At 68.6% G+C, this 26527-nt stretch carries 8 protein-coding genes and 1 pseudogene; 4 read left to right on the forward strand and 5 right to left on the reverse strand.

Annotated features, from left to right (window positions below; all coding sequences use genetic code 11):
- The first annotated feature begins 162 nt into the window (after positions 1 to 162).
- The 3 genes from K8O92_25790 to K8O92_25800 all read left to right on the forward strand — a co-directional run bounded on the left by K8O92_25790 (position 163) and on the right by K8O92_25800 (position 20214).
- Positions 163 to 1863 carry a hypothetical protein gene (locus K8O92_25790; GenBank protein ID UAK31219.1) on the forward strand — a complete coding sequence of 567 codons (1701 nt, stop codon included), beginning with the start codon at positions 163 to 165 and terminating at the stop codon, positions 1861 to 1863.
- A gap of 33 nt (positions 1864 to 1896) precedes the next feature.
- Positions 1897 to 3369, forward strand: a complete 1473-nt coding sequence (locus K8O92_25795; GenBank protein ID UAK31220.1) for a hypothetical protein — start codon at positions 1897 to 1899, stop codon at positions 3367 to 3369.
- A gap of 117 nt (positions 3370 to 3486) precedes the next feature.
- Complete coding sequence (locus K8O92_25800; protein UAK31221.1) at positions 3487 to 20214, forward strand: GNAT family N-acetyltransferase; 16728 nt, start codon at positions 3487 to 3489, stop codon at positions 20212 to 20214.
- A 204-nt stretch (positions 20215 to 20418) separates the two neighbouring features.
- On the opposite strand, the pseudogene K8O92_25805 reads toward K8O92_25800, so the two are convergent.
- Positions 20419 to 21424 (reverse strand): annotated as a pseudogene (locus K8O92_25805) (LLM class flavin-dependent oxidoreductase).
- Between the two features lie 480 nt (positions 21425 to 21904).
- Between K8O92_25805 and K8O92_25810 the strand changes: the two are divergent.
- A complete protein-coding gene (locus tag K8O92_25810; GenBank protein UAK31222.1) occupies positions 21905 to 22513 on the forward strand; it encodes a hypothetical protein in 609 nt (202 codons plus the stop codon).
- A 790-nt stretch (positions 22514 to 23303) separates the two neighbouring features.
- Here the strand turns inward: K8O92_25810 and K8O92_25815 are convergent.
- From K8O92_25815 to K8O92_25830, 4 genes are all read right to left on the reverse strand, one after another.
- Positions 23304 to 24311: a hypothetical protein gene (locus K8O92_25815; protein UAK31223.1), complete on the reverse strand. Its 1008-nt coding sequence runs from the start codon at positions 24309 to 24311 to the stop codon at positions 23304 to 23306.
- A 346-nt stretch (positions 24312 to 24657) separates the two neighbouring features.
- Positions 24658 to 24879, reverse strand: a complete 222-nt coding sequence (locus K8O92_25820; protein ID UAK31224.1) for a hypothetical protein — start codon at positions 24877 to 24879, stop codon at positions 24658 to 24660.
- Between the two features lie 206 nt (positions 24880 to 25085).
- Positions 25086 to 25727 carry a response regulator transcription factor gene (locus K8O92_25825; protein UAK31225.1) on the reverse strand — a complete coding sequence of 214 codons (642 nt, stop codon included), beginning with the start codon at positions 25725 to 25727 and terminating at the stop codon, positions 25086 to 25088.
- Between the two features lie 206 nt (positions 25728 to 25933).
- Positions 25934 to 26461, reverse strand: coding sequence for a flavodoxin domain-containing protein (locus K8O92_25830; protein ID UAK31226.1), 528 nt, complete (start codon positions 26459 to 26461; stop codon positions 25934 to 25936).
- Positions 26462 to 26527: the final 66 nt, after the last annotated feature.

Here is a 26527-nt window from a genome sequence, read left to right on the forward strand (position 1 = left end):
CCTGCTGGTGAGAACGGTCTCGGCCGGTCGAGTTCCGCTGTCGGAGAAACTGGTTGTCTCGGCGGGACCGAAGGGAGAGGCGATGGTCGACAGGTCGACCGTGCTCGTTCGCGGCGGCCACCGGACGGTGCTCGGTCGTCGGCCGGGGGGCCGGAGGCACTGGTGAGTGAATCACTGGAGGTCGATCCGGAGGACCTGCGGGCGCGCGGGGCAGCGCTGCGAGAAATCGGCGCCGAGGCCAGGCAGGTGGTGGAACGGCTGCGTGCCGCCCTCGCCGAGGAAGGCCGGTGGTGGGGTGAGGACGAGGCAGGCAAGGCGTTCGCGGAGACCTACGAACCGGATGCGCGGGATGCACTGATCGCGCTGCGGAACTTCGCCGACAACGTGTGTCGCTTCGGCAGCGACGTGGGGCGTGCCGCGGAAGCCTTCCACACCGCGGATGAGCAGGCGGGACGGCAGGTAGCACAGGCACTCCAGCCGACAGTCCCGCCCGGCGTCGGGACCGGCAGCGGTTCGTCCGCCGAACCAGGACGTGCACCGGACCCCATCGAGATCCGCCGCTCGCCCGAGCCGATCCCCAGCATCGTGTCGCGGGCGGTGACGCCGGAGTCGGTCGACGCGCAGCCGGTGTCCGTGCCACCCAGCAGCGCTCCCTTTGCCGATGCGAGCACGGCACGCACCCCGAGTCCGGTCGGCGAAAGTCCGGGCCCGGGTCATGTCGGCACGCCGGGATCTCCGGTCGCGGCTGCCGCGAACAGCGGCGACCGCACCGTCGAGCAGCCCGGCAGCCGCCTCGCCGACCCTAGCCGGGCGCCCGGCGCTGCCCCGCCCGGTGCTCGGCAGTTCGACACCGCCGGCGACCGTCGGACGGCGGCGGAACCTGCTCGTGCCGTACCGAATACCACGGCAGCCCCTGCGCGCGGCACCCCGCGCCCGGCTGCCGTCAGCGCGCCGGTCGTCCAGCCTCCGACGCGGACGCCGTGGTCGGACGGTACGGCCTCAGCCGGTCCGCTCGGTGGACGTCCCACACCCGACCGCGCCGCGGGTAAGCCGTTCGCGGACAGAGTTTCCGCGCCACAGCGCCCACCCGGCAGGCAGCACGCCGACAGCGATCCCCCCCGGCGGCCGCGAAACCAGGGGAACACCGACAGCGCCCTGGAGCGGCTCGCCCGGGAACTGGCCGAGCGGCACGGCGTCGAGGTGGCCGGGTTCGACCTGCCCGTGACCGACGAGGCCGCCGTCCGGGAATTCGTGGCGGCGACCGATGCGGTCCTGACCAGATTTCCGGTGCTCGACGTGCGTTCCGTCGGCATCGGTGCGCTCGCGCCGCGCGAGATCGTGCGGATCGAGCAGCAATCGGCAGTGGGCACGCGGGAGCCGGTGAGCGCCTGGTCGGTGACCCTCAATATCACCCTGCTCGATGATCCGGCGCGGCTCGCCGCGGCGATTCGCGCGATTCACCGACCGGGATCGACTGTCGCACAAGCGGACACGCGGCCGGTCTATGCGACGACGGTCCGCGCGTTCGGGCGCGCCTTCGACCGCGCGGGCGGGCGACAAGCGCGTGCCGGTGCGCAGCGGGCGCTGATCGCAGAATATCTCCGAGACCGCGGCGAGCACAGCCGCGCTGGTCTGGCCCCCGTGGTGCGTAGCTACCGGCGATGGCGGGATCAATTGAGCGGCGGCAGTTTCGACAAGGGGCGCTTCGATCCCGCCGCGGCACTGGCGGACGCGCTCACCGACGTCATGCTCAACGAGGACCGGGCCGCCGAACCGGCGAAGACGTTGTGCCGACTGCTCGTCGACACCGCACGCGGGTCGGCGACGCAGGATACGGCGCATGGGCAACGCGGCCCGCTGTGATGAATCCATGGAATCAACAGCGAAAGGTATCCGATGCGGGATTCGAGAGCCGACGATCCAGCGGGATCGGATGCGCCGGGAAACAAACTGCCGTACCAGGATTTCGAGGAGCCGCTCGACACGCGGCTGCTGCGGCTGGCCCGCCGGATCGGAGCGGAGATCTCCGCCGTGGCCGCGCCGGATTGGCGGTCGTGGGATGCGGTCTTCGCGCTGACCGTCGACGAGGCCGTGGCCAACGCCGCCTGCGTGGTCGACGACCGAACGGTGCGAGTGGAGCTGCCGGAGTCGGTATCGGCGCTGGTGCGCCGACATCGGGAGTTGTCGGCGGGGCTGGATCGCGGGCCGTGGTGGCGGTTGCTGCTGTCGGCGACCGCCGACGGCGAGGTGGAATTCGACCTCGATTACGGTGACGAGCCGTTCCCGGACGGTGAAATGTTCGCGCCTGAGGCGTATCGCGCCGATCTGGTGAGGTACCCGAGGGCCCGGCTGCCGATTTGGCTGGCGGCCTACCTCGGCCACGGCGATCGGCAGACGCGCAGTCCACGCCGCGCCGTGGCGGAGGTTCGTGCCGATCACACGGCCGGGACGCGGCCGACGCCGATGACCAACGAACTGCCGGAGCTGCCGGTGCTGTGGGCGCGGTGGGCGGTGTTGTCGGCCGCGTTCGTGGCGGTCGGATCCGAGCGCGGACCGCGAATCCTGCCGTCGCTGGGCTGGTTCGAGAGCTCCAGGCGGGCCGGGTCGACGGTGTTCGTGCTGCCGGGCGACCGAGCCGTGTTGTCGGGCGGTGTGTGGCATTCTCCCGCCTTGAACGCGGTGTACAACGATGCTGCCGAGATGCCGAATTACTATGCTGGGGCGCCGGATTGGGTGGCCGATCCGGTGCTGAACCCGCGCGCGGCGACCGGGTTGCTCTCGTTCTGCTACTGGTGGGATACCGGGCAGTGGTATCGAGGTGAGTCCCCGCCGGCGGCGGGTTCGGGTTCGGCGATTCCCGGGGTGTGGACTACCGAGACGGTGATCGACATCGTGGCGAGTCTGCTGCCGGATCGGCCGCCCGCACCGGTGCGCACGGCGGCGGAGGCGTTGGTGTCCGCGGCGCAGGACGGTGTCGTGACGCGCGAACTGGTGGTAGATGTCTTCGGCGAGGCGGACCGTTTCGACATAGATGCGGCGCTGTATCAGTTCTCGATCGCCGGATCGCTCACTCGGTCGGCACGGCAAGAGATCTCGGCGGCGGACGCGATTGCCCGCGTCCGCAGTTATATCACCGATCGGCAGCTGGATACGACGGGTTACCCACTCGCACAGTTGCGCGCCGATCGCATCAACGCGGGCTGGATGGTATACGTGCCCGTGCCGCGCGGGGAGATCGCGATCGGGCGCGCGATCTTCTATGTCGCGGATGACGGCGTGGTGGAACATTCCTCGTCGTCGACGCCGCCCGCGGCCTACGCGGCCGGCTTCGAACAGCGGTATCTGCGGCGGCAGGGGGCGTCGGTCTGAGCTGGCCACGGCGCCAGGGTCAGCATTTCCAGTGGTGGGGATGTGTGGGCGCCGCCAGACCTCGGTGCGGTCTATCCTGCGGTTTCGATCGTGCTCCGCCGACCAGGGATGGCTGCCGTGACGATGACGCCGCCGCAGCAATTTCTGGACGATCTGCCGAATTGGTTGACCGACATCGTCTTCGGCAACGAGGTCCCCCAGATGCGTGGGGAGTCGGGCCGGCGGTCGAGCGCGGCGTGGGCGCAGGCGGGAACAGAGTACGACGATCTCGCGCGGCGGTTGCGCGATGTGGTCGCGGCATTGCCGGATGCGGTGCGTGGTGAGTTGGGGGACCGTATCGCCGCCAGCGCTGTCCCCATGTGTGAGGTCGCCGAGGATTCGGCGAAGTTCTGTCACAGCATGAGCCGCCATACCGATCGCAGTGCCGCCGACAGCGACAAAGAGGTGTACGTGATGTACGCCTTCGGCGCGTTGACGTTGTATCAGCTTCTGCTGGCCGGTGGTGTGCACCCGATCCGGGGGTTGCACATCCTGACAGCCGCACGGGCGAAGCATCTGGCGGCGTTTCGGGCGTTTGTCGCCAGTCGACTGGGCGCGGGCGCGGCCGCGGCGGTCGAACGAGCGGGGCCGCTGCTCGCTCAGGTGGGTGGGTTCGCGATAGTCGCCGGTGGTGTCGATCTCGGGGTACAAGCCGGGCAGATTGCGGGGACCCTGGACGGTCATCGCGACAGCGTCGACTGGAATTCGGTTCTCCTCGCCACCGCGACGGGCGGCGGTTCCGCGCTGGGTGGAGTGCTGAGCGGGTACGCCGCGCACGCGGTCGTCTCCCGTGCCAACGCTCCAGTGCTGTTGGGGCGCGCCGTTGTCGGGGTGGTATCCGGGGTCTTCGGAGTCATTGGTGGCGCGTCGACCGCCGCGGCGCTGACCGGTGAGTTCCGGCTGTCGGCGTCGGCTCTGGTCAGTGGCGTGGCGCTCGGGATGGCCGGTGCCGGCCTGCACGCGCGGGCGCGCTCCGAACCGCCGCCTTCGCTGGCGAGCCACGAAAGAGCCGGACCACTCGCGGATCTCGGCGCGCGGCCGGACGCGCTCGGAACGCGCGAACTCCGTCCGGCGGACGCCGAACCGGTGCGCAGCTCGGCGGCCGATGAGTCCGGGATAGCTGTCGGACGTCCTCCGGATCCCGCCGAATCGGTAATCGCCGGTCACGGTGACAAGGACACCTCGCGCCCAGCAGCGGACGGCAGTGCTGTGGCGGACCGGGAAAGCGCCACGGCGTCGACGGAACCGGTCGGCGATCCGAATGCGACGTTGTATGAGCGAATCAACGCGCTGCGCGATCGCGAGTTCGCCGAGACCGAAGCCGCGGCCGCCGGTGCGGTGGCGGCGCCGGCGAATATCTCCGAGAGCATCGGTGGGCGCGCGTCCGAGACGCCGACCGTTCCCGGTGCCGAGCTCCCATCTCCGTCGCCGAGGGAAACCCCTGCGGGACAATCCAGTTCGAGCGTAGCCCCGACGGCTCCCGATACTGAGATCGCCGCGTCCGGGTCGGTGGACTCACCCGCGGGTCCGGACCTGCCGGGGACTCGGCACGACACGGAGTCCGTCGCTGACCTCGCGGCGGCCGATAGCATGGTACCGCAACGGGATCCCGCCGAGGTGGATCGACTCGTGGCGGAGCGCGACGATGCGCGCGCCGAACTCGCTACGCTGCTGGGGATATCGCCGCAGGAGCTGCGCTGGTGGGGGCATGAACCGGTGGCCCGGGCCCTCGACGAGAACAACGCCTGGCAGGCGAAGCTGGCTGAGCAGAGCTCGTTTCGGGCAGAGCCCGGCGTACGGGAGCGCGAGCTGTCGAGCCTCGGCCAACGCATGGCCGTCAAGGTGCGAGCCGGCGTGGCGGAGGCGCGCGCGTTGGCGTCGGTGCTGCAGTGGGCGCAACAGTTCGAGCCGGCCGGGCAGCCGACGGGTCGCACGAACGGACAATGGCCGGCGGTGCGGGCCGCAGGTGTGGCCGAACGCGTCCCCGAAGTCGGACGCCTGTTGGACGGGGTGGAGCGGTACCGGGCCGCCGATGCCAGGGTCGCTGCCGTCGATCCGCGCGCTGCTGACGGAACATGGGATTCGGCTCATCCCCGATACCGTGCGCCCGACCCCAGGGCAGAGGTAACGGGCACCGCGCCCGCCGGGGCCGGCGCCGCAGGCCTGAACCCGACCGGTCCGGGAGGTGCGGGGGCCGGTCGGGAAACCGCGGTCGGCGCAGCGCCGAGCCGCGACGAGACTGCGGCGCGGGCCGGAGCGGACGAATCGCTCGGCGCCGATCCGGTTGTGCCGGTGCCGGAGCAGATCCAGCAGCTCGGCGCCGCCGCGTCGGCGGAGGCGGTGTCGATGGTGCGGGCCGCGGATTTCGCGGTGCTGGGACAGGAGTCGACGCGAGCGGGCTCGGCGTTGGCGCGCTGGCTCGGGTTGTCGGATACCGAGTTCTATCGAATGAGCCCGACTCGCCTGCGTGCGGCGGTCGAGTTCCAGGTGGAGCGGGCGGAGCGGTTGCCGGAATGGGGGGAGCAGGCGCGCGCGTCCGCGGGTGAATTGATCGGCGATACGGTGCGCCGGGGCATGGCGGCCGATGCCGCGAACGGGGGTGGCCCGGTGAATCCGGCACAGACACTGCCGGCGGAACTGCTCAACAGATTGCAAGAGTGGGTGGGCGAGAACGCCGCACCGATGCAGCGGTGGATGGAGGTGCACGCCACCCGCGACCGGCTGCTCGACACGCCGGCGTTGATGTTGCGCCTGGAGTCCGTTCCCGCGGATCCGGTGGCGGTGCGGGGCGAGGTCGTCCTGGATCCCGCGCTGAAGCCGGTGCGTGAGCTGCGGGATCTGGAAGCGGTCGAGACGCGGGTTGCGAGCCGGATGGCGGTGGGTGCACTGACGCCGGAGGCCGCTGCGGTGTTGGCCCGAAGTGGTTTGGCGCCAACGGTTCCGGCGGGTCCGATACCGATGTCCGTGGCGGGCACACCACCGTCCGGTGTGGCGCCCGCCACGGCCAGGGACAGTTCCGGCAGCGACGGGACCGGCCCGTATTCGGCTCCGGAGCTATCAGGTACCCGACCGGCGAGCTCGTCGAGTTCGGCGGCACTCGGACGTCATCGCGCCGATGTGCGGACGAGCGAGGTGGATCCCGCGTGGGCGGCAGCGGTGGAGCAGGTGCGCGACGCTCGGCAGCGGGAGTTGGCGGAAACTGCTGCCGCGCAGACTGATTCCCGGGACACGTCGACCGCCCGGACCGATGTGGCGCCCTCGGCGAAACCATCGGGCTCGAGCGCGGCGGCGAATTCGGTCGACCCCGCGCCGGCGAGTTCCGCGGCATCCGAATCCAGCACCGGCCACGGCGATGCCGCGGGCCGGACGAGCAGTACTGAGTCGGCATCGGCTCATGGCGACGGTCACACCGCGTCGCAGACCCCCACGCCGCCCGCGAAGGAGTCGACGACTCCATCGAGTGCCGTGATACTCGGTGCCGGCATGGCTGCCATAGATGACGATGAGTCCACCGATCCGTCTGCGCCACTGGTGGGCTCAAAGTCGGCGACCACTCCGCTGGAGCCGGTGCCGGTGCCCGCCGTGGCATCGGACGACGCCGCGAACACCGTGCCACGAGTCGCGGTGAGCACGGGCGAAGTGCCGGGCGAACCGGCGGATCTGCGCCGCTCGCACGCCGAGGCGACGGCGCGCGCGGCCGAGCTGTTGGGGGTCGCACCCCAGGAATTGAGGTTGTGGGGCCGGGAACTGCTCGAGCAGGTGATCGACCGGTTCACGGCCTGGTCGAGCCCGTCGGGTGGTGACGGCTGGAATCAGCTGAGTCCGGCTGCACAGCAGGGACTTCGGCCAGAAGTCGGCGAGTTGTTCGGCCGGCAGTTGCGCGAAGTCGCGGAAGTGCATCGCCAGGCGGCGGCCGCGCTGGATTGGTTGCGCGCGGCCGAATTGGTGCCGGATGGCACGGCTGTCCCGGTCGAACAACGGCTGGCGGAACTGCGGCGGCTGGCTGATGCGCACGGCCCCTCGTCGCCGTTGCACGAAACCGTCGACGTTCTGGATCGCTATCTGACGCTCGATGACCGGGTAGCGGCCTTGCCGCCGGAGCCGTTGATGGAACAGGCCGCAGCCTCGGACGATGCCGCCAAGACCCTGCCGCGAGATGTGCCGACGGTGCATGACGAACCGGACGAACCTGACAGACCGGTCGACGTGCGGCAGTCGCATGCCGAGCTGGCGGCGCGGGCGGGCGAGTTGCTGCAGGTGGCGCCGCAGGAGCTGCGGTTGTGGGGCCGGGCACTGCTAGAGCGGGTGATCGATCGGTTCGAGTTCTGGTCGAATCCGTCGGGGTCGGATGGGTGGAGCCAGCTCAGCCCGACGGAGCAGGCGGGGCTGGCGCAGGACCTTCCGACGCTGTTGGGTCGTTGGCTGCGCGACCTCGCCGAAGCACACCGTACGGCGGCGCCGGTGCTGGATTGGCTGCGCACGGCCGGACTGGAACCGGACGGCACGGCTGTTCCCGACGGCCGACGGCTGGCGGAACTGCGGCGGCTCGCTGCCGAGCAGGGGCCGTCGGCGCCATTGCACGAATTGGCCGACGTCCTCGACGGTTACCTGAAGATCGACGCTGAGGTCGCGGCCATGCCACCGGAACCGATACCGGCACCGGACCTTTCCGCCGATCGCTCGAATGACGTGCTGTCGCCGTCGGCCACGCCGACGAGTTCCGCCAGGCCACGTCAGTCACTCAGGGAGTCGTGGTGGTTCGCTTCCCCGCTGCGCGGGGAATGGATCGAGGTAGGACACACGCTCGGCGAACAGGCACGCACACTCGCCCGCGAGCACGGTGTCGAGGTCGATCACTGGGCATTGCGGTCCGATTCCCCAGAGCTGGCCCGGTTGCGTGCCGAACGTGCCGCGCGGACCGCGGGATTGGCTGAGCTGATCGGCATGCCGGCCGAGGAATTGACCCTGCGGCGGATCGACGAGGTACGTGCCGAGGCCGCGGCCGAGATCGAGGCCCGGTCCGCGACGCAGCCACCCGGAACGGCGGAGCGCGTGATCGACCTCGCCGAGGCGTGCTTGCTCATGGCCGCGCTGGCCGGTACCGCCGCCCGCTTCCACTGGTTGTCGTCCCGGGTGGGGGCAGCCGTCCCGGGCGGATCAGGAGACGACCAGCGCTGGCTGGCCCAGGTGATCAAGCTCGGTCCGGCCGAGCTGCACAGGCGCATGCAGGTGCTGGGCATCCCGACCCGTCCGGTGTGGTCGAGCCCGCCGGTGGCGTCGTCGATGCCACCGCGCGCGGTGTCCGCCCCTGGAACAGTGGATTCGCCTGGGCGGGTGGTGCGGCCGGACCGTCCGGGGCACCGTCCGGCTGCCGCCGGTGGACGCGGACGGCCGACTGTGGTGCATCGGCGGCCGAGCCCCTCGGACGCCCGGCCGGTGACCGCGCGAATCACACCGGGTCCCGGCCGACGGCGGCCACTGGCGCCGATCGCCGGAACCGGACTTTCCGGAACCCCGGACGGCGCGGGCGAGATTCGCCCACCGGATGTGCTGCCCGGCTCGAAACCGATCGATTGTGCGGTGCACACCTTCGGGTACCTGTCGCAGGAGAACCCGAACATCGCCGAGAACCTGGCCGGCGCCGCACCGACGCCCGATCCCGGGCTCGGGGGGACGGACGGTACGCAGCTGCTGAAGGCTTTGGGCGGCAAGCGCTGGGTCCAGTTCCGCACTTGGCTGAAGATCGTGGACCTACTCGACAACCTGGGGCCCGGCGCCGCCGCCTATGTGGTGATCGAGAGCAGGCGCGCCCGCCGTATCTCGGGCACCGGCCATGCGCGACTGGTGTTCCACGATCGGGCGCAACCTGGCGTGATCAAGTGGCGTGACCCACTGGTCGAGGGTGGCGCGAAGCAAGTGTTCGAGCCAGGAAAGTTCTTCCCCTCCGGCGACTTGCTGTTCGCCGTCGTCTACGGCGCCGACGGCGCCGTGTATTCGGTCCCCGAGGAGTCGACCGGAATCAGCGACCAGACGGGCTCGTCTCCGCGGCGCGCGGTCGCAGGCGTCGGCGACGCGAGGCACCCCGAGGGCGACCTGGGTGACCATGTGCGGTGGTTGCGCGCCGACGCGGCGGCCGAGCTCGAGCGGCAGGCGGTGCTTGCGCGGGACACGCTGTCCGATATCGATCTGACCCACGAGGTGCACGGTGTCTCGCTGGCTCGTTCGCGCGACCGGATCGAGCACATCGATGCCGTCGCCGCGGCGCTGGCCGAGGCGGCGGCGCAGCACCAGCGGGCGGCGGCCGAGCTCACCGCGCGCATCGTCGAATGCCGAAGCATGGATGACGAAGCCGGCTATCAGGGACCAGGGCAGCTGCGGGACACTCGGATGCTGCGCGACGACGTCCGGAATGTCCTGGCGTCCTTGTTGCGCCGAACGGATCGATCGGATGCCGAGGTGGCCAACGCGACGGCGTGGCTGCGTGAGCTCGACGCGGTCATCGACGCGGCCGCGGCCTACGAATACCGTGGCGACCTGCTCGAGATGTTCGAGAGAGAACTCGCGGACCTCGACCTGCGCGCGCGACTGATCCATACCACCCGGTCTGAATTCGCTGCCGAGCCCACCACCGCCGACCCGGCACCCGACCTGCTACAGCGGCTGCGCGACGAGCACACGGCCTTCGACGACCGCCTGCATGGCATCGTGCACCGCTACGTGGATCGAGGCCACGCCGACCCCGGGCGGCATGTGACACAAGCACGGCAGCAGGCCCGTTTCGACGCCGATGATCTGACCCAGTGGCTGCGGCAGTCCGCTCCATTCCGCCGATATCAGTTGTCGGACAGGGAATTCAGCGAGCTGCTGCGCCCGGATTCCGCAGCAAGGGCGCAGTGGCGACATGCCTTGATCGCCCGGCGAGATCAGTTGATCCGATCAGTGCCGTACGAGCCGGAGCCGTTCGCGAGCGAGCACGACCGCATGCGCTCGATGGCGGAGGATCTGCGCCACCGCGCGGACTTGCCGGCCGAATCCGCTGTGATGTTCGAGGATTTCGACGCTCGGTTTCTGGTGCTGAGCACACTCGAGGGTATCGACCGTGTCGAGCGTCGGGTCGAGCGCATCGACGCGCTGGGCGCTGTGTTGCGAGATCTGCGCTCATGGCTCGCCGCGGCCAGGGCACAGGGGCAGACCGCCGACATTCTGGCAGCCGAGTTCGATCGCATCGCCACCTCGGCCCATCGATTCGCTCGCTTGGCCGACGAGCAGTATCGGCTGCCGGAATCGGACGACGTCGTGTTCTCGTCGCTGGCCGCGATGCGTGGGTTCCACTATTGGCAGTTGCGGCCGGGCCGGCCGGAACACCAGCGCTTGAAACTCGACCTGGAACTGGTCCTCTCGGCGTTGATTTCGTTCGTGGGGCGAGAGGTTGAGCTCGACGAATCGGCGCGATTGGCGCAGCGCTATCGCGAGCGGTGGGATCACTCGGACCATGCCGCGAAGTGGCTGCGCACCCAACTGCGATCGGTCCTCGGACGGGCCGTCGATGGCGTCGACGGGGCCGTGCTGGCCGAGCTCGCGCAGCTGTGCCGGGACGGGACCGATCCGTTCTCCGATTCACTGCGCGATTACCTGCAGTCGATGTCGGCGCGCTGGTATCTGGATCTGCGCGCGATCGCCCGGCAAGCCGACCTGGCCGAGGAGCACCGCCGCTTGGATGCCGAGCTCGACCACGTCCTGCTCGGCGCGGTACGGCGGCTGCGTGGGGCGCGGTACGGCGACGATCGTGACTCCCGTCCGGTGGAGCGCACGTTCACGCTGGGAAAACATTTGGCCGGCGTGCGGGACACCGCGGTGCGCACCCGCGCCGCCGCTGCCCGAGTCCTTGCCGCCAGCGGGCGAGCGGTGGGCGTCGACGCGGTGTGGCACGTCACGCCCGGTTCCGAGACGCTGCGGCGGTTGGACGGCCGTCTCGAGCGCGCGCGTACGCTCCTGGCCGAGCTGTGGCAGTGTGCCCCTGCCGCGGTGACCGGTGACCTGGTCGACCAGCGATATGCGGAGCTCGAATCGATCTCGAACAGCACCGCCGAGGCCGAAGCGATCGCGGAGATCCGCGCAGTCGAGCCGGTGGTCGACGCCGCAAGGCAATTCCATCGGTACGACGCGTGGGCGCGGGCCATCGATGCCTTGGATGAGTCGATCAACGTGGCGCGCTGGGAGGAGGCGCACAGCGAAACAGCACCCGCGGACGATGCCGCGGCGCTGCGTCGGCGCGCGAGCCTGGCCGCATGGACAGCGTCGCTGATCCGCCGGGCCCACCTGCTCGATGACGCCGCGTCGGTTCGCGCGGCGGCCGTCGCCGCCGGGCGGACCGCCGAGGTCGAGTTGCGCAATAGCGACCTCGATCGGCTGCTGGATGCGGTGGCGGCGGAGATCGCCGAACGAGCGGCGCGGCTGGACGGACCGGTCGGCTCCACCCCGGACGGTTCCGCCGCGGACACGGAAGACACACCGCAGCCGTTGCCGCCGGACGCCCGGCGCGCGGTTGTTCGCAGCGTCGACCGGCAGCGCGCCGAGCTGCGCCGGCAACTCGATGACCTGCTCCGGCCGCTGGCCATCGATTCCGCCCAGCTGCTCGATATCGGCTCGCCGGTGTGGGCGCACTGGTCGGCACAGCACGGGCAGGCGCGCGATGACCTGATCAGGCTGCTGTGGCCCGAGGTCGAGCCCGGCCGGGTGGCGGACTGGTGGTTGCACCGGATGGTGCTGCATCGGCGGGAGCTGGGCGACATGCCTGCCGAACTCGCCGCGACGGCGCAGCGTTTCATCGAGTCCCACGCGGTGTCGGAGTTGCTCGACGCTATCGGACGAGCGGACCGATGGGCCCGCACGATCGAGACGGTGGAACAGGAGCTGACGTGGCGGTCCATCGAACGCCGTCGGCGGGCCGCAGCGGTGCGCGAGCTGCGCCGGGCCCCGGAAGGCCTGCGTTCACCAGGTGCGCCGGTGCCCGACATCGAGACCGCGCTGGCTTCGATGATCAAGCAGGACGACGTGTTCCAGCGGATGGACGGCCAGCTCGATCGCCTGTATCGGCTCGGCATCGCCAACGCGGATGTGCAGCGGCGGATGCGCTCGCTCGCGCCGACCCGTGCGCGATTGCTCTCATCGATGCTCGAATACGGTATGGCGGAGCCGGACTCGCGGCCGGCGATGCTGTTCGGGAATGCTCGATTGACCCACTTGGCCGCACGTCCTCGGCCGGAGCCACCGCGTGCGTCCGGCGTCGCCGGGCCGGAACGCGACCTGGGTGAGCTGCTGTGGGAGTCGAGAATGCTCGCCGGGCTGGACGACCAACTGTATTGGCTGAACGCCGATCTGGAAGCGTCCCTGGACGAGTTGACGTCGGAGCTCGCCGGTGTACCTGCCGCTGCGGCCCGGCCGCAGGGACAGGTCGTGGAGCTACCCGGCATCGGCTTGATATGGGGTGCTTTGGACTGGGTGCGCGTCGATGTCGCCGCCCGGCGTCGACTCGCTGTCGCCGCACTCACCGCGGGGCCGAGCGCGGAGTTCGGCATCGACACAACGCGACTGGACACCGGCCGCGACGGTGAGTGGGGATTGACGCGCCTGACCACGCTTCGTGCGCAGGCGGCAACCGTGCCGGCGCAGGCCGAGCAACTATCGCGACTCGATACCGCCATCGGCCTTGTGCGCACGGTGATCCGGACGACCGCCCAGGTCGACGCGATCGACATTGTGGCGGCGGCACTCGATGACGCGAACCGAAGGCTGGATCGGATCGAACATCGGTTCGCGCGCCTGTCGGCAGACCACCTCCTGCGGCACCCGCTGGATGGCCGGGCGATCCGGGCAACAACCCGAACGCAAGCGCAAGCACTGCGTGACGCCGCCTTGTGGTGCGGTCAACCGTTGGAACACGCGGGCTGGGATGTGCGCCCGGATCAGTTGCGGCAGCGAATGAATACCGCACGGGCCCAGCCCGATACGGACGTCGGCGCCAGCGAGATTCGCCTGGCCGAGGTTGCCGAGCGGTATCTCGGATTGCGCGGCCTCGAGGACGTGTTCGACGAGCGAAGTCAGCTGATCCAGTGGATCGGCAGTCTGAAGTCCCGGGTGCTCGCGCTTTACCACAACGTCGCCTTCCGACACATCGCCGAGCGATGGTCGGACATGCAGCGGAACATGCCCCGCAGACCGGCCGACACCGCCGTGGCCGAGCCGACCCGACCCGGCAGGACGCCCGATCGGCCACGGCGGCTGCGGCACATGCTCACTCGAGCCCTGCATCAACTGGTTCACACGCTCGGTCCGAATCTCGTCCACGACGTGCACAAGCAGTCCCGCGTCCCGTCCGCTCAGCTGGATATGCACCGGGTCCTGCTCGCGCTGATCGAACTCGACCGGCTGACGGTGCGTTATCCGCAGCTGGGCACCGACGCCGTGGTGCGGCGAGCCCACCGCTGCCAACGGCTCTGCCTGCTGGTCGCCGCGGCCGAACAGACTTCTTTGCTCGTCGAATCCCATGACGATGACCAGGAATTCGGCAAGCTCGTGCGGTCCACCCTCGCGTTCGCGGTCCGCCAGGGCGACGAGGACGACGATCTCCCTCCCATCACACTCCCGCCCACCGGCCACGACCTCAATCGCTGCGCGAGGCTGGTGCTGGAAATGCACCAGCACGAAACCGGTAGGCCGACGTCGGGCGATCTCAGCGATACGGGCTTGGGCGGGGTACTGGCCGGGCGCTACCTGCGCGCGCTGGGTGCCGGTCGCCCCACCCGCTATGCGATCGATCCTGATAAGCCACTGCGGCGGGTCGTGGCGGCGCTCCACGAGTTGGTGCGGGATATGTCTGCCGCGAACCGTTCCGGTGTCTCGATCATCACGATCGAGGGCACGCACGCGGCGGACGAACACGGGGTGGCCGCACACACGCGTCGCTGGGTGTACCGGTGCGACGAGCAGGGCAACAACGCCCGTATCGAACTGCAGGATCCAGGCAAAGCGCTGTTCGGCACCCCGGACGAGGACAAAACGAACGCGTCTGACCTGACCGCGATCTGGGCCGTTGCGTTCGACAAGAACGGCAATCCGTTGCCGTTGCCGGGCGGCGATGCCGAGGGACCGCCGCAGCACATGCGGGTCGGCCGAAGCGATGAGCCACCGCCGTCGGTCCGCGACGGCATCGATGGTGTGCGAGAACCCTCGAGGGCCGAGCGAGCGGCGCGGTTGGCCGAATTGCTCGCTCGGACAGAACCTCTCGACCGTGCCGAGATGGATACCGTCATCGATGACGCCTCGGTTCTTCATCCGAAGGAGTTCGGCGACTGTCTCGCTCAGTTGCCCGGCGGGCAGCGCGAGTGCTTCACCCTGCGGTACCAGGACGGACTCAGCGAAGCGGAGGTGGCGACGCAGCTACACAAGACGAGAAAAGCGGTCTGGCTCGTCGAGCGGCGCATGGTGCGGCAACTGGTGTCGTTGCTGCGTGAAGAGCTCGGGCGCGCCGGCCGATTCGCCGAGTTGCTGAACCGCGTCGGGTCGCTGAGCCTACCGGAGGCGGCGGCGTTCGTGCGTGACGCGCTGGCGCTGCATCCCGAGACGACGGACCGTTGCCTCGCCCAGCTGGGCGACGAGCAGCGCGAGATCGTGCAACCGAGGTTGCTCGACCGGCTCAGGAAAGGGCCGGTCACGCGGCTGGATAATCCGGTCGGGGACATCCGGACCGCGGCGGTGTGGCGGATGGTGGACTTGCTGCCCGCTGAGCTCGAGCGGCACGCACGTCTCGTCGAGCAGGTGAAGCAGGCTGGTTCGCTATCTATCTCGCAGGCATCGGCGTTGATCGAGACGGCGTGCGAGCTCCGTCCGAAAGCGACGACCTGGTGCCTTCCTCAGCTCGACGACGCGGAGCGCCGGTGGGTGGAGTTGCGGTATCTGGAGGGACTCGGCCGGGCGGAGGTGGCGACGCGGCTCGGCGTCGCCACTGAATCGGTCGAGCATGCCGAGACGAGCGCGGTGCTGCGCTTGCTCGAGGTGCTTCCCGGAGCGCTCGATCGGCCTGCGCGATTCGCTGAGCTGATGGTCAGGATCGACTCGTTGAGCGATGCGGAGGCTGGGACGCTGGTCCGCATCGCGCTGGACATGCACCCGGAGGCAGCCGACCGCTGTCTGGCTCGGCTGCCGGAAACGGAGCGCGAGTGCATCAGGCTGCGATTCCGGGACGAGCTCACGCGAGCAGCAGCAGCGCCGCGGCTGAAGAAGCCGAGGCAGGCGGTCGAACAGATCGAAGCGTACGCCGCGCAGCGGTTCGTCCAGCTGCTGCCCGACGAGCTCGATCAGCGTCGGCGGTTCGCCGCGATGGTGGACCGTGTGGGTTCGCTGACTCGTTCGGAGCAGTCGACATTCGTCCGCGACGCGCTCGACCTGCGTCGCGAGGCGGCGGACCGTTGTTTCGCGCAACTTCCGGCCGGGCAGCACGAGTGTGCGCGGCTTCGCTTCGTGGCGAAACTCAGCAGGAAAGAGGTGGCAGACCGGCTCGGCACGACAACGGACGCGGTCAAAAAATCCGAGGGTGCCGCGGTGTCGCGGTTGGTGCAGTTGCTGCCCGGTGAGCTCTATCCGGTTCGGCGATTGGCCGGACTGTTGGATCGGGTGGGGTCGTTGACTCTGGCGGAGGCGATGACGCTCGTCCGCGATGCGCTCGCGCTGCATCCGCAGGCGACGGCCCGTTGCTTCGCACAGCTGCCCAGCGCGCAGCGCGAGACGCTGCGGCTGCGATTCATGGACGGCCACAGCCGGGAAGCAGCGGCGGCGCAGTTGGGCCTGACGGAGGGCAGGGTTGCGCACTCCGAGACCCGAGGCGTGTGGCGGCTGGTAGCGCTGCTGCCCGGTGCGCTCGGTCGTCCGCGTCTGGCCGAGTTGCTCCTTCGCGCGGGTTCGCTGACCCCGAACGAGCGGTTGGCTGTGGTTCTCGAAGCAAATGCCGCGCATCCGGGAGTGATACGGAACGGCCTGAACCGGCTCGCCGAGGACCGCCGTCGATGCGCCGAATTGCGCATAGTGCAGAACCTCAATGACGATGAAGCGGCGGCGGAGCTGGGCACCACTGTCGCGAGCGTCATGGCCCTCTACCAGCATGCCGAGCGGCAATTGGTCGAATGGCTTGCTGCCGAGTTGATACCCGCTCCCGCGGCATTCGATTCGGCGGTCGAGTGGGTGGCAGCGATCGCTGCGTTCCATGGTGAAAGCCGCGAGAGTTTCTCGACCGCAATCGGGCGCCATCATGTGTGGCTCACTCAGGCGCTGGCCATGAACAGCGACCTCCGCCTGGTGTCGTTGCGCAAGGTGCGTGATGCCGGGTACATCTCGAATGCCATGTTGCGAGGCGCTATCGAGAATTTCTACCTGCGGCAGCAATATCGCGTTCCGGCAGAGGCCACCGAGGAGGCGAAGTTCTGGGAACTGATAGATGCGCCAGTTGGCTCGGACAAAGAAAAATCTATCCTGGATAGTATCTGTCGGAAGTTCGATGGGATCGCGATAGCCGCAGAGAGTAAATGGCGGCGGCGCTGGGACCGCGATCATGGTGAACTCGCCCAGTTCTTTCGCAGGGTTATTTTGGGGGCGGCATTACAGCATTTTCCTCCGTTCTCGTTCAGTGTGCACGCATGGGCGAGTTGCCGGACCGCCGTCAACAGGTATTACGTCGAGGTCATTTACGCGCACCTCGACTATGAGAACGCGACCCTGGTCAGCAAGGTCGACAGCTATATCAGTAAGCGGCTCAAGAAGACGGGGCATGAGCCCGACGATGAGGAGATCGCTCGGGCATTGGGTCTCACGGTGACGGACGTGGTCGACGCGAAGCGTATGGGCGCGACGTCGGAGACGTCGATCGATGCACCGGTACGGTCCGACAAGCCCAATTCGAGGGCAATCGACATCGGGGATCCGGCCCGGCCGGAGACCGACGAGGTCGAGTTCAGAGATGAGCTGTTGCTGGCTTTGGCGGATATGCCGAATCCCGCCCTGGCGGCAGCGTTGGTCGAGCTGTGCCATGTGCGCGACATCCCAGTGGCGGATGTCGCCGGCCGATTGCGGATCGACGTCACCGCCGCCCAGGCACTTCTTGCCGAGGCGGCCGAGCGGCTGCGGACCGAGGAATTCCGCGCGCAACTGGTTGCCGTGCGAACTCGGCGCATGATCGATGAGGTAGCGGACGCCTCGGTTGCCGCGGAGGCGGAAGACGGGCGGCCCCGTCATGCCGTTGACGACGGCACGGTGCCGTATCGGCGGCCGGACGGTGCGATGCACGATCAGTGTGGGCGGCGGGTGCTGGAGTTGCACGGGATGCGGACCGGCCGGTCGTTCGTGGTGCCGGAGCCGGACGGTCTCGCGGGTTCGTCGTTGAAACGTCTGCTCGATGCGGTGGGTGGTCGGCCACAGTGGTTTGCGGTCGATCCCGTGCGCCCGCGCCGGTTGATCGACCGGGCTTTGACGGAGTTGTTGAGGTCAATGGATTCCGCTGCGCGCGAGGGTGTTTCGCTGCTGGTGGCGGAGATCTGGCAGATCCCGGATGGGGACGGCGTGATGGGTCATCTCGATCGCGCCGAGTATCACTGTGCCGCGGACGGAAGCAATGGCTGGCTCGAGGAACAAGATCCGGGTAGCGGTCGGCTCGGTCGATGGGGCGATTCGGAGACAGGGACAGAGCTGGCCGGTTACGTGGTGTCGGCTTTCGACCCGCACGGTGAGCCGTTGCTGCTTCCCGGGACAGCCGTTGTCGATCTACACGATCGCTTCCGGGTCGGTCGGTCCGACGAGGAGCGGGCGTCGAACCGGGCCTTCTTCTTCCTGAAGTGGATTCGTGGATTGTCGCGATCCAGCAGTCCGAAGAAGATGGCGGACGCCACCCTGAAACGGTTGAACACCGGTTCGATCAGTTCGAACCTGACCAGCGTGGGTCTGTCCACCTACAGTCCGCTGCTCGTGCAGCAGCTGAGCAACTCGATGCAGTTGGCAGGACTCACCGCATCGGCCGGGCAATTGGTGACGTTGCTTGCCAAGCCCGCCGCCGGGTATATCGCCGATCGGTTCGATAACCGCCGCACCATCCAGATTTCGTCGACAGCCGGGCTTGCCACCTCGACAGCGGCCGGTGCGGCCGTCCTGCTGGGTCTTCCCGGTGCGGTGCCCATAGTCATCGGGTCGGCTCTCGCAGCGGCGGCGACCAACACCGTCGGGGGCGCCGCAACGACAACCTATGGCCGGCGCTTGGTGGATCAGGACCAGCAAACAAAGGCCGTGACGATCTCCCTGGTCGGCCGGCAGACATCCGCGACGGCGGGTAAATTCCTCGTTCCGGCCATCGGTAGTGTCTCGCCGGCGCTGCCCTTCTTCGCCGACGCCGCAACCTATGCGCTGTATCTGGAACGGCTGCGGAAACTTCCTTCGGTGCGGCCGGATCCGGCCGACAGGGTCGGCCTGCTCGACGGTGCGCGCGCGATGTGGGCAGATTCCTACCTGCGTGGCAATGTGCTGCTGCTGGTTCCGTGGAACATCGGAAACGCTATCGGGGCAATGCAATTGGTCGATTTCATTGCCGCGTCCGACTATGCGGCTCAGCTGGGCGGCTTGGCACCGCTGATGTCGGGTTGCTTGCTCGCCGCCGGAGCGGCGGGGACGCTGCTGGCGGTCATGACCGTACCGGAACGAATTCGCGACAAAATCAACCTGAAAGTGTCGGATCCCCTCACCATGGTGGCCGGCGGCGTACTCGCGACATCCTTTGTGCTGACGCCGAATCCGTGGGTGATCCTGCCGCTGTCGATCGCCGTCGGAGCAGGCAGCATGCTCAGCGCCGAACGCTACTTCTTGTACCAGCAGAAGATCGTGCCGCAGAAGATGATCGGCGGCGCGATGTCGGTGAACGGTGTGCTCGGCGCCGTCGGCAGCATGGTCGGCGGGGCACTGGGCGGATTCCTGCTGTCCACCGCGGGCGCCGGGATCACGGGCTGGCTGGCGGGCGGACTCTTCGCCGCAACATCAGTTGCGTCCGGGGTGCTGGCTTACGCCACTCGCGGGCGAACAGTGCACGGCGTCGGTTCCAGCACGACCGCCGATCTCTCGGCACGCGACGTTGCCTGGTGGTCGGTCGCGACCGATTCGCGGACCGGCGGCCGGATCAATTTTTGGGATTGGGAGGCGATGCGAGACGAGCTGCCTCCCGCAAAACCGGTCCAGCGGCCTCCGGTGGACATACGCCAGCTGAGGCCGGACGACTGGCGGCAGGATCGCACGATTACGCTGACAGCGCTTGCCTCGGCGCCTGAAGCGTTCGAGGCGACGGTCGAGCAGGCGCGCACGTTTTCCCCCGATGAGTGGCGCGACGGCGTGCAGCGATCGCTGGCTGCGTTCGTCGCCTTCCAGGACGGCGTACCGATCGGCAAGGTGGCCGCGACGGCGTACGACGATGCGGATACCGTCCAGCTGGCCTCGCTGTTCGTCGTGCCGGAAGCCCGCGGTCGTGATGTCGCGGACCGCTTGATCCGATCGGTGGTGGATTGGGCATGGCGGCAGGGCTTTTCGAGGGTCGCCGTGCGGGTTCGAGAAGAAGACGAGCGTGCCCAGCGGGTTTGCGGGCGGAACAACTTCGGGTGGTCGGGGCGGGAGGGGGACGGTCCGCGTGGCCGCTGGATCGAAATGCATCGTCTGCTGGGGGAGGCCAGTTGGATCGAGTACACCCCGACGCCGGTCGCCGTCCAGCCCGAACCCGATGGAAAGTAGCTCGACCGGCTCTGCCCCCCGTCGTGCCCCACGGCATCGATCGGGAACGGTCCGACGAATCGATCCAGCGCGGGGTGCGCACGTGGCGCCGCTGACCTTTGGCGCGGGGTACTCGATATGGCCGGTCGCGGGAGTGTTCCGGATCGGCCGAGCCGACCTGATGCGGGTGAGTCGGCCGGGCCGACCGGCCCGCACCAGGGGGCACCGGACCTGCGGGGCCACCTTCGCGCCGAGCAACTCGATGTTGTGCAGGACCTTCTCGTGCGGCAGCGTGCCAACGCTGGTGTGCAACACGAACCGATCGAGCCCGAGGGTGTTGCGGATGTCGGCCACCTTTTCGGCGACATAGTCCGGCGTGCCGACGAACAGCGAACCCTCCTTCGAGCGCAGGCCGTCGAAACTGGGCGCGGGTCATCGGCCGAGCCGCGTTCGCGGCCGATGATGCTCATGGCACGCGCGTACGGCTCGTAGAAATCGAGGATGGCTTCCTCGTCGGTGTCGGCGATATAGCCGTGCGCATGCGCCGCCACGGGCCGCCGCTCGTGCCCGCCCTCGGCGAGCACGCGGTGCTACAACTCGACCAGCGGCTCGAAGCGGGCGGCCTGGCCATCGATGATCGCGATGGCAAGCGGCAGGCCGAGCAATCCGGCGCGCACCACCGATTCGGGGCTGCCGCCCGCCGCGATCCAGACCGGCAGCGGCCGGTTGTCGGTGCGCGGGTACACGGTGGTCTCGCGCAGCGGCGCCCGGAATCGGCCGGACCAGGTGACCGGCCGGTCCTCGCGCAGGTGCAGCAGCAGCGCCAGTTTCTCCTCGAACGATGCGTCGTAGTCGGACAGGTCATAGCCGAACAGCGGGAACGACTCGGTGAAAGAACCGCGCCCGGCCATCAGTTCCGCGCGGCCGTTCGAGAGCCCGTCCAGCGTCGCGAAATCCTGGTACGCACGTACCGGTCGCCGGAGCTCAGCACGGTCACCGCGCTGGTCAGCCGGATCCGTTCGGTACGGGCCGCGATCGCGGCCAGCACGACGGCGGGCGCGGATGCGGCAAAGTCCTTTCGATGGCGTTCGCCGACACCGTAGACGTCGAGCCCGGCCCGCTCAGTGGCGAGGGCATCCTCGACCACCTCGCGCAGGCGCTCGCCCGCAGTCGGTGCGGGCCGATCGCCGACCGGATACAGCGCGGCGAATGTCGTGAGTCCCAGTTCCACGGTCTAGCCCCATCTCTCAGTCCGGGCGTTCGCGGCGCACAGTAGGACCAGGCCATCGAGTCCGCACTCGACAGCAGCGCCCCGTAGCGGCTCAGGCCGGTGGTCGTGACCCCGAGCCCGTGCAGCCGGATCCCGGGCAGCTCGGTGGTGAGCACGGACATGATGCGTGCGACCTCACCGGTGCAGCGCGGGACGCGGAAGCACTCGAAGCTTGTCGACGTCCATCGAACGCCGAGGCCTGCTTGCAAAGGGCCAGGAGTTGGGCAGCGCGGCTTCCACTACGGCCACGAGTGGACGCCGACGGCCGAGTAGTCGATCGACAGGGTGGCAGGTCCGCGAGGGCACCTCGGCCCCGCAGCTATGACGCAGCGCACACCGCAGGGGCGGCGCACCGAGTGAACCTATGGTCGCGACAGTTCGTAGTACAGGTGACGAGATGCAGTGTGCGCCTCGCTGAACAGCGACGAAAGGGACCGAAAGATGACCTCGGCCAGAAGATTCCAGCGTGCCGCTGTGCCGGTCGCAGCCACCGTGGTCGTATTCGCAGGGCTGCTGAGCGCCTGTGGTGGCGATGACGGGCGACCTGTTCCGGCGGCCGAGCCGGCATCGTCGACCACGGTGACCGCCGCGCTGGCGCCCGCTGCGGGGCAGGCTCCCGCGGTCGCGAAGACGCAGGGCTGGCTGAAGATCTACGTCGGAGCAGCCCCGGCCGGGACTGCGAATGCGGTGCAGCTCGATGTGACCAGCGATCCCAGTGTCGGGCAGTACGTGTCGGACGGGACGGGCCGGTCGCTATACCGGTTCGACAAGGACACCGCGAAGCCGTCGGCGTCCAACTGCGCCGGGCAATGTGCCGTGACATGGCCGCCGCTGACCGTTTCCCGCGACCAATCGGTCTACGCGTCGGGAGTCGACCCACAGCTCGTCGGGTTCATCGAACGGGCCGACGGCACATGCCAAATCACCCTCGGCGGCTGGCCGGTGTACTTCTTCTCGAAAGACAAGAAGCCAGGGGATCTGCTCGGCCAGGGCGTCGGGGGGACATGGTTCGCAGTGGCTCCGGATGGCGGCAAGGTTCTCGCCAAGTGATCCGAATGCCGCTGGATCAGCCACAGTAGGTCCAGTTGACGGGTTCGGCCCCGACCTCGTCGCCGCCGCGATGATCGACGGGGCCGAACCATCGCCGCCAGCGTCGACCTCTGGTCTCAGCGAGGCAGCCGCAACGGCGATGTGAGCAGTGAACTACGTCGACAGGGCGCCGTCGCGGACAGCCCGACAAAGCGGCCCCGCTGCCCGCCCCGGATCCCGTGGGACCCCACAGCCGACAGCGCATATGCGGACGATGGATGGGAGACCGACCAGCGGCGAATTACCCGCCCGGTCACAGAGTTGAGCACATGTCGCGCTGTCTGTGGCATGGAACGTCCGTCCGAGGCGTCGGTCGCGGCTGGGCGGACCCGCTGGGCGCGATGATGCCGTATCGGTCGACCTCGGCCGCGATGAAGGTCTGTCGACTACCAAGATGCCGGCAAGGTCGCGAAACCGGTACCCTGGCCGAACATACATGAGCCAACGTAGTTTCCGGCCGTCCGCATGGCGGTACGGTGGCTGCGGGGCCGCGCCTTGTTCGTCTTGCGACGTACCCGTACCGGCCCTGCCGCCACCGGCGGTCAGTCACAAGAGTGAAGTGCTTCACCACCACGGGATCAGGTGGTGACCGCGTCGGCGGAGCGAACAACGGCGCCGCAGCGCGATCCCTGCTTTCTCCTCGAAGCATGCCTCGATGACCGCATCCGCGAAGTTCAGACCGGTGTACGGACCGATGATCGGTGGGGCGTTCAACCTCTAGGCACAGTCGGGGCGGGACCAGGTGCCGGTATCAGTGAGGTCCGGTGACGGTGAAAATGTCAGTGATCGGTCTGCGGGGCGTGGGTGGGATCGTGTCGCTGTCGTCGGGCGCGGTCCCGATACGGATCACCACCTGCGGTGTGGCTGTGCGGGGAATCAGGCTGGTGAGCAGCGTCCGGCCGGTCGGGAGCTCGGTGATGTCGGTCAGCGCACAGCTCGCCAGTCCGGCGGCGGTGCATTCGAGCAGGACCGCCGACAAGGCCTCGCCGGTGTGCAGCCAGCAGGGCACGGAGTCGGCGTGCGTGCTGAGCACCACCAAGCGCGCACGATCTTCAAGTTGCGCGCGGCGCATCGAATGCGGGGCGGAGGGGAAGACGCGTCCGACGCCGACGCGGGCGAATTCCGCGTCGGATACCAGCGCGGAGGGCGGCACACCCTCGGGTGTGTCGGGGTGTCCGGCCCACCACTCCAGTTCGGTCCGATACAGCAGGTCGTCATGGCGCAGGGCGCCCGCTTGCGCCGACGCGGCGGCCAGGCGCGGTCGGGCGGTTTCATCGAGCACGTCCAGTTGTACCTCATGCGGTGAGCTGAGCATGCGTATGTGGGGCAGGAGGTCGGCAAAACCCTCCGGTTCGGTCATCGGCAGCCGGTCGGTGCGCCGCTGGTCGATGGCCAGCGCGCGGGTGTGGACACCGGTGGGCGGATCCGGCCACGGCCGAAACTCGATCGCCGCCAGATGGTCTGATCGTTGCGGGTCGGGTACGCGGACGGTGTCGGTGTGCCAGCCTTGGTCGGCGAAGGCGGTGCGTAGGTGGTGCAGCACGGCTCCGCAGCTGATCACCAACTGTCTGCCGAGTGGATCGGTGGAGGGCAGCAGCCGGTCGCCGTCGGTGTACAGGTGCAGGCGGGTGCCGTCGAAAACCCAGCGCCACGGCTGGGTGTTGTGCACCGAAGGCGCGCGAGCAGCCAGCCGCACCGCGGCCAGGATCGTCGACCGAGCGGGTACCGAAAGGGCAGGTGCATCATCGTGGGTGGTCATCTCTCGAGTCTTCCCCCAAGCGGCAGCCCTCGGAAACGGGCCTTCCGCCCGCACGACAGGGCCGTTGGTCACCCAGGCATCCGCACTCCACGCTGCCGACTCCAGACGTCGCTTGCTGCCGAGAAACACAATCCTCAGTTCCCCTCAGCGGACGCTCGATTCGATCACGAGCGATAGGCGGATGTGCCGCGGTGGCGGTCAGCGTGCAGCGACGCGGCTCACCAGCCGGTAGGTGTTCTGCATCGAGAAGACCGACAGCTTGGGCTCCGGTGTACTGAGGCACCGATGTCTCGGGTACGCGCATGTCGAGAATCTCGGTGAGTGGACGGCGTGGAGTCTCGGGAGTTTACTCGGCGGCTTTGGGCGCGATACCGGCCCGGATCAGGACTTGCGGCAGGCCGGAGTGCACGGTGAGCTCATGGACGATGGCGCGGCTGCGCGGCATCTCGGTCAGATGTGTCAGCGGGCAGGTGGCGAACCCGGCGAGTGCGCATTCCAGCAGGACGGTGGACACCACCTCACCGCAGGGCACCGAGTCCTCCGCGGCGTCGCTGTCGCACGACAGCACCAGGATCACCGATCGGTCGGCGGTGGTCTCGCTGCGTTGCCACGTGTGGGGAACGGGCGGTTTATCGTGAGTCGCTGTTGCTCTGGGAGATCAGGACTTCCTGAGCAATGCCGGCTCCGGCGACGGTGCGCCCGGTCCACCATTGCAATTCGGCGCGGTATCCGGCGTCGTAGCGGCGCAGCGACGCGGAAACAAGCGGGGGCCTGTCAAGATAGTCTTTCCGGCTGTTGCAGCTTCGAGGCGAGTACTGCGGCTTGAGTGCGGCGTTCGACGCCGAGTTTGGTCAGCAGTCGCGAGACGTAGTTCTTGACGGTCTTCTCCGCCAGGAACATTCGGCCAGCGATCTGCCGGTTGGTCAATCCTTCGCCGAGTAACCCGAGAAGGATGCGTTCCTGATCGGTGAGTCCGGCGAGTGGGCTACTCTGCGCCTCGGCTCGGAGCTTGGCCCTGAGCGCGGGGGCCCCACGGTCGTCCAGCAGCGATCGACCGGCGCCGACGACGCGGATGGCATCGATGAGTTCGAGGCTTTTGATGTCTTTGACGACGTACCCGCTGGCCCCGGCCAGAATGGCATCGAGCTTGGCCTGTTCGTCGGTGAAGGAGGTGAGGATCAGGCAGCGCAGGTCCAGATCGGCCGCGAGTAGTTCGCGGCACAGCTCGATTCCGTTGCCGTCGGGTAACCGCACGTCCAGCACAGCGATGTCGGGGCGGAGCGCAGGAATGCGGGCCAGTGCCTGGGAGTAGCTGCCCGCTTCGCCGACGACGTCCAGGTCGGGCTCGAGGTCGACGAGGTCCGCGACGCCGCGGCGGACGATCTCGTGATCGTCGACCAGGAACACCTTCACCATGGACAACTCCTTCGTCTGGTCACCAACAGACTACGGAGTCCCCAGTCGTGCCGTCTGGTAGTTCGGACCGCTGATCGGTGACCGGGTTCGATCGACCGATTCTGCGGCGGGTCCACGTCGGTGAATCCGCCGGGTAAGGGATGCCTTGGCGTCCGTGTCATCGAGCGCCATTCCACGGGGTGATTTCTCCGATCGGCTTGTGGGCATCAGGTGCGGTGCGCGGCCCGGTGGAGTTCGGCGGTCGCCAGCCGTTGCGCCCATGTCCGTGCTCGTTCCAATTCGCCGTCGGCAAGGGGGCCGGCGATGTCGGTGACGAGGAAATCCATCGGATCGGCGGCAAGCTCGTAACCCGATCGGCGCAACCGTCTCCCCACGCCGCGCGCGGCCGACCCGGGCAGCCAGGGCGGAGTGGCGGCTTTGGTGCCGAATGCCGCGGCCCTGCTGCCGACCGGAGCGGTGGATGCCGCATCGAGCCATTCCCTGACGCCGATGTCGACCGCCACCGGTGCTGCGGTCTGCTTGGCGGCGTCGCGCCGGGTACGTGGTCTGCTGAGGCCGAAGGCGTGGGTTGGCGCTCCGACCACCAGCAGATCCACCCGCGACAGCGCCGCGTCGGTGGAGGTAGCGACGTTCACTACCTCCACCGTCGCGAACCCGCCGAGGCCCTCGGCAATTGCTTGGGCGATGGCGGCGGTGTTGCCGAACATTGATTCATAGACGACCCGGCTCAGCATCTCGATCTCCTCTGCGCTTGTAACCGATGGCGTGGAATCGCCGACGCTACGGACCGGGGCGACGAC

It is taken from the genome of Nocardia asteroides (assembly GCA_019930625.1).
GTDB lineage: Bacteria > Actinomycetota > Actinomycetes > Mycobacteriales > Mycobacteriaceae > Nocardia > Nocardia sputi.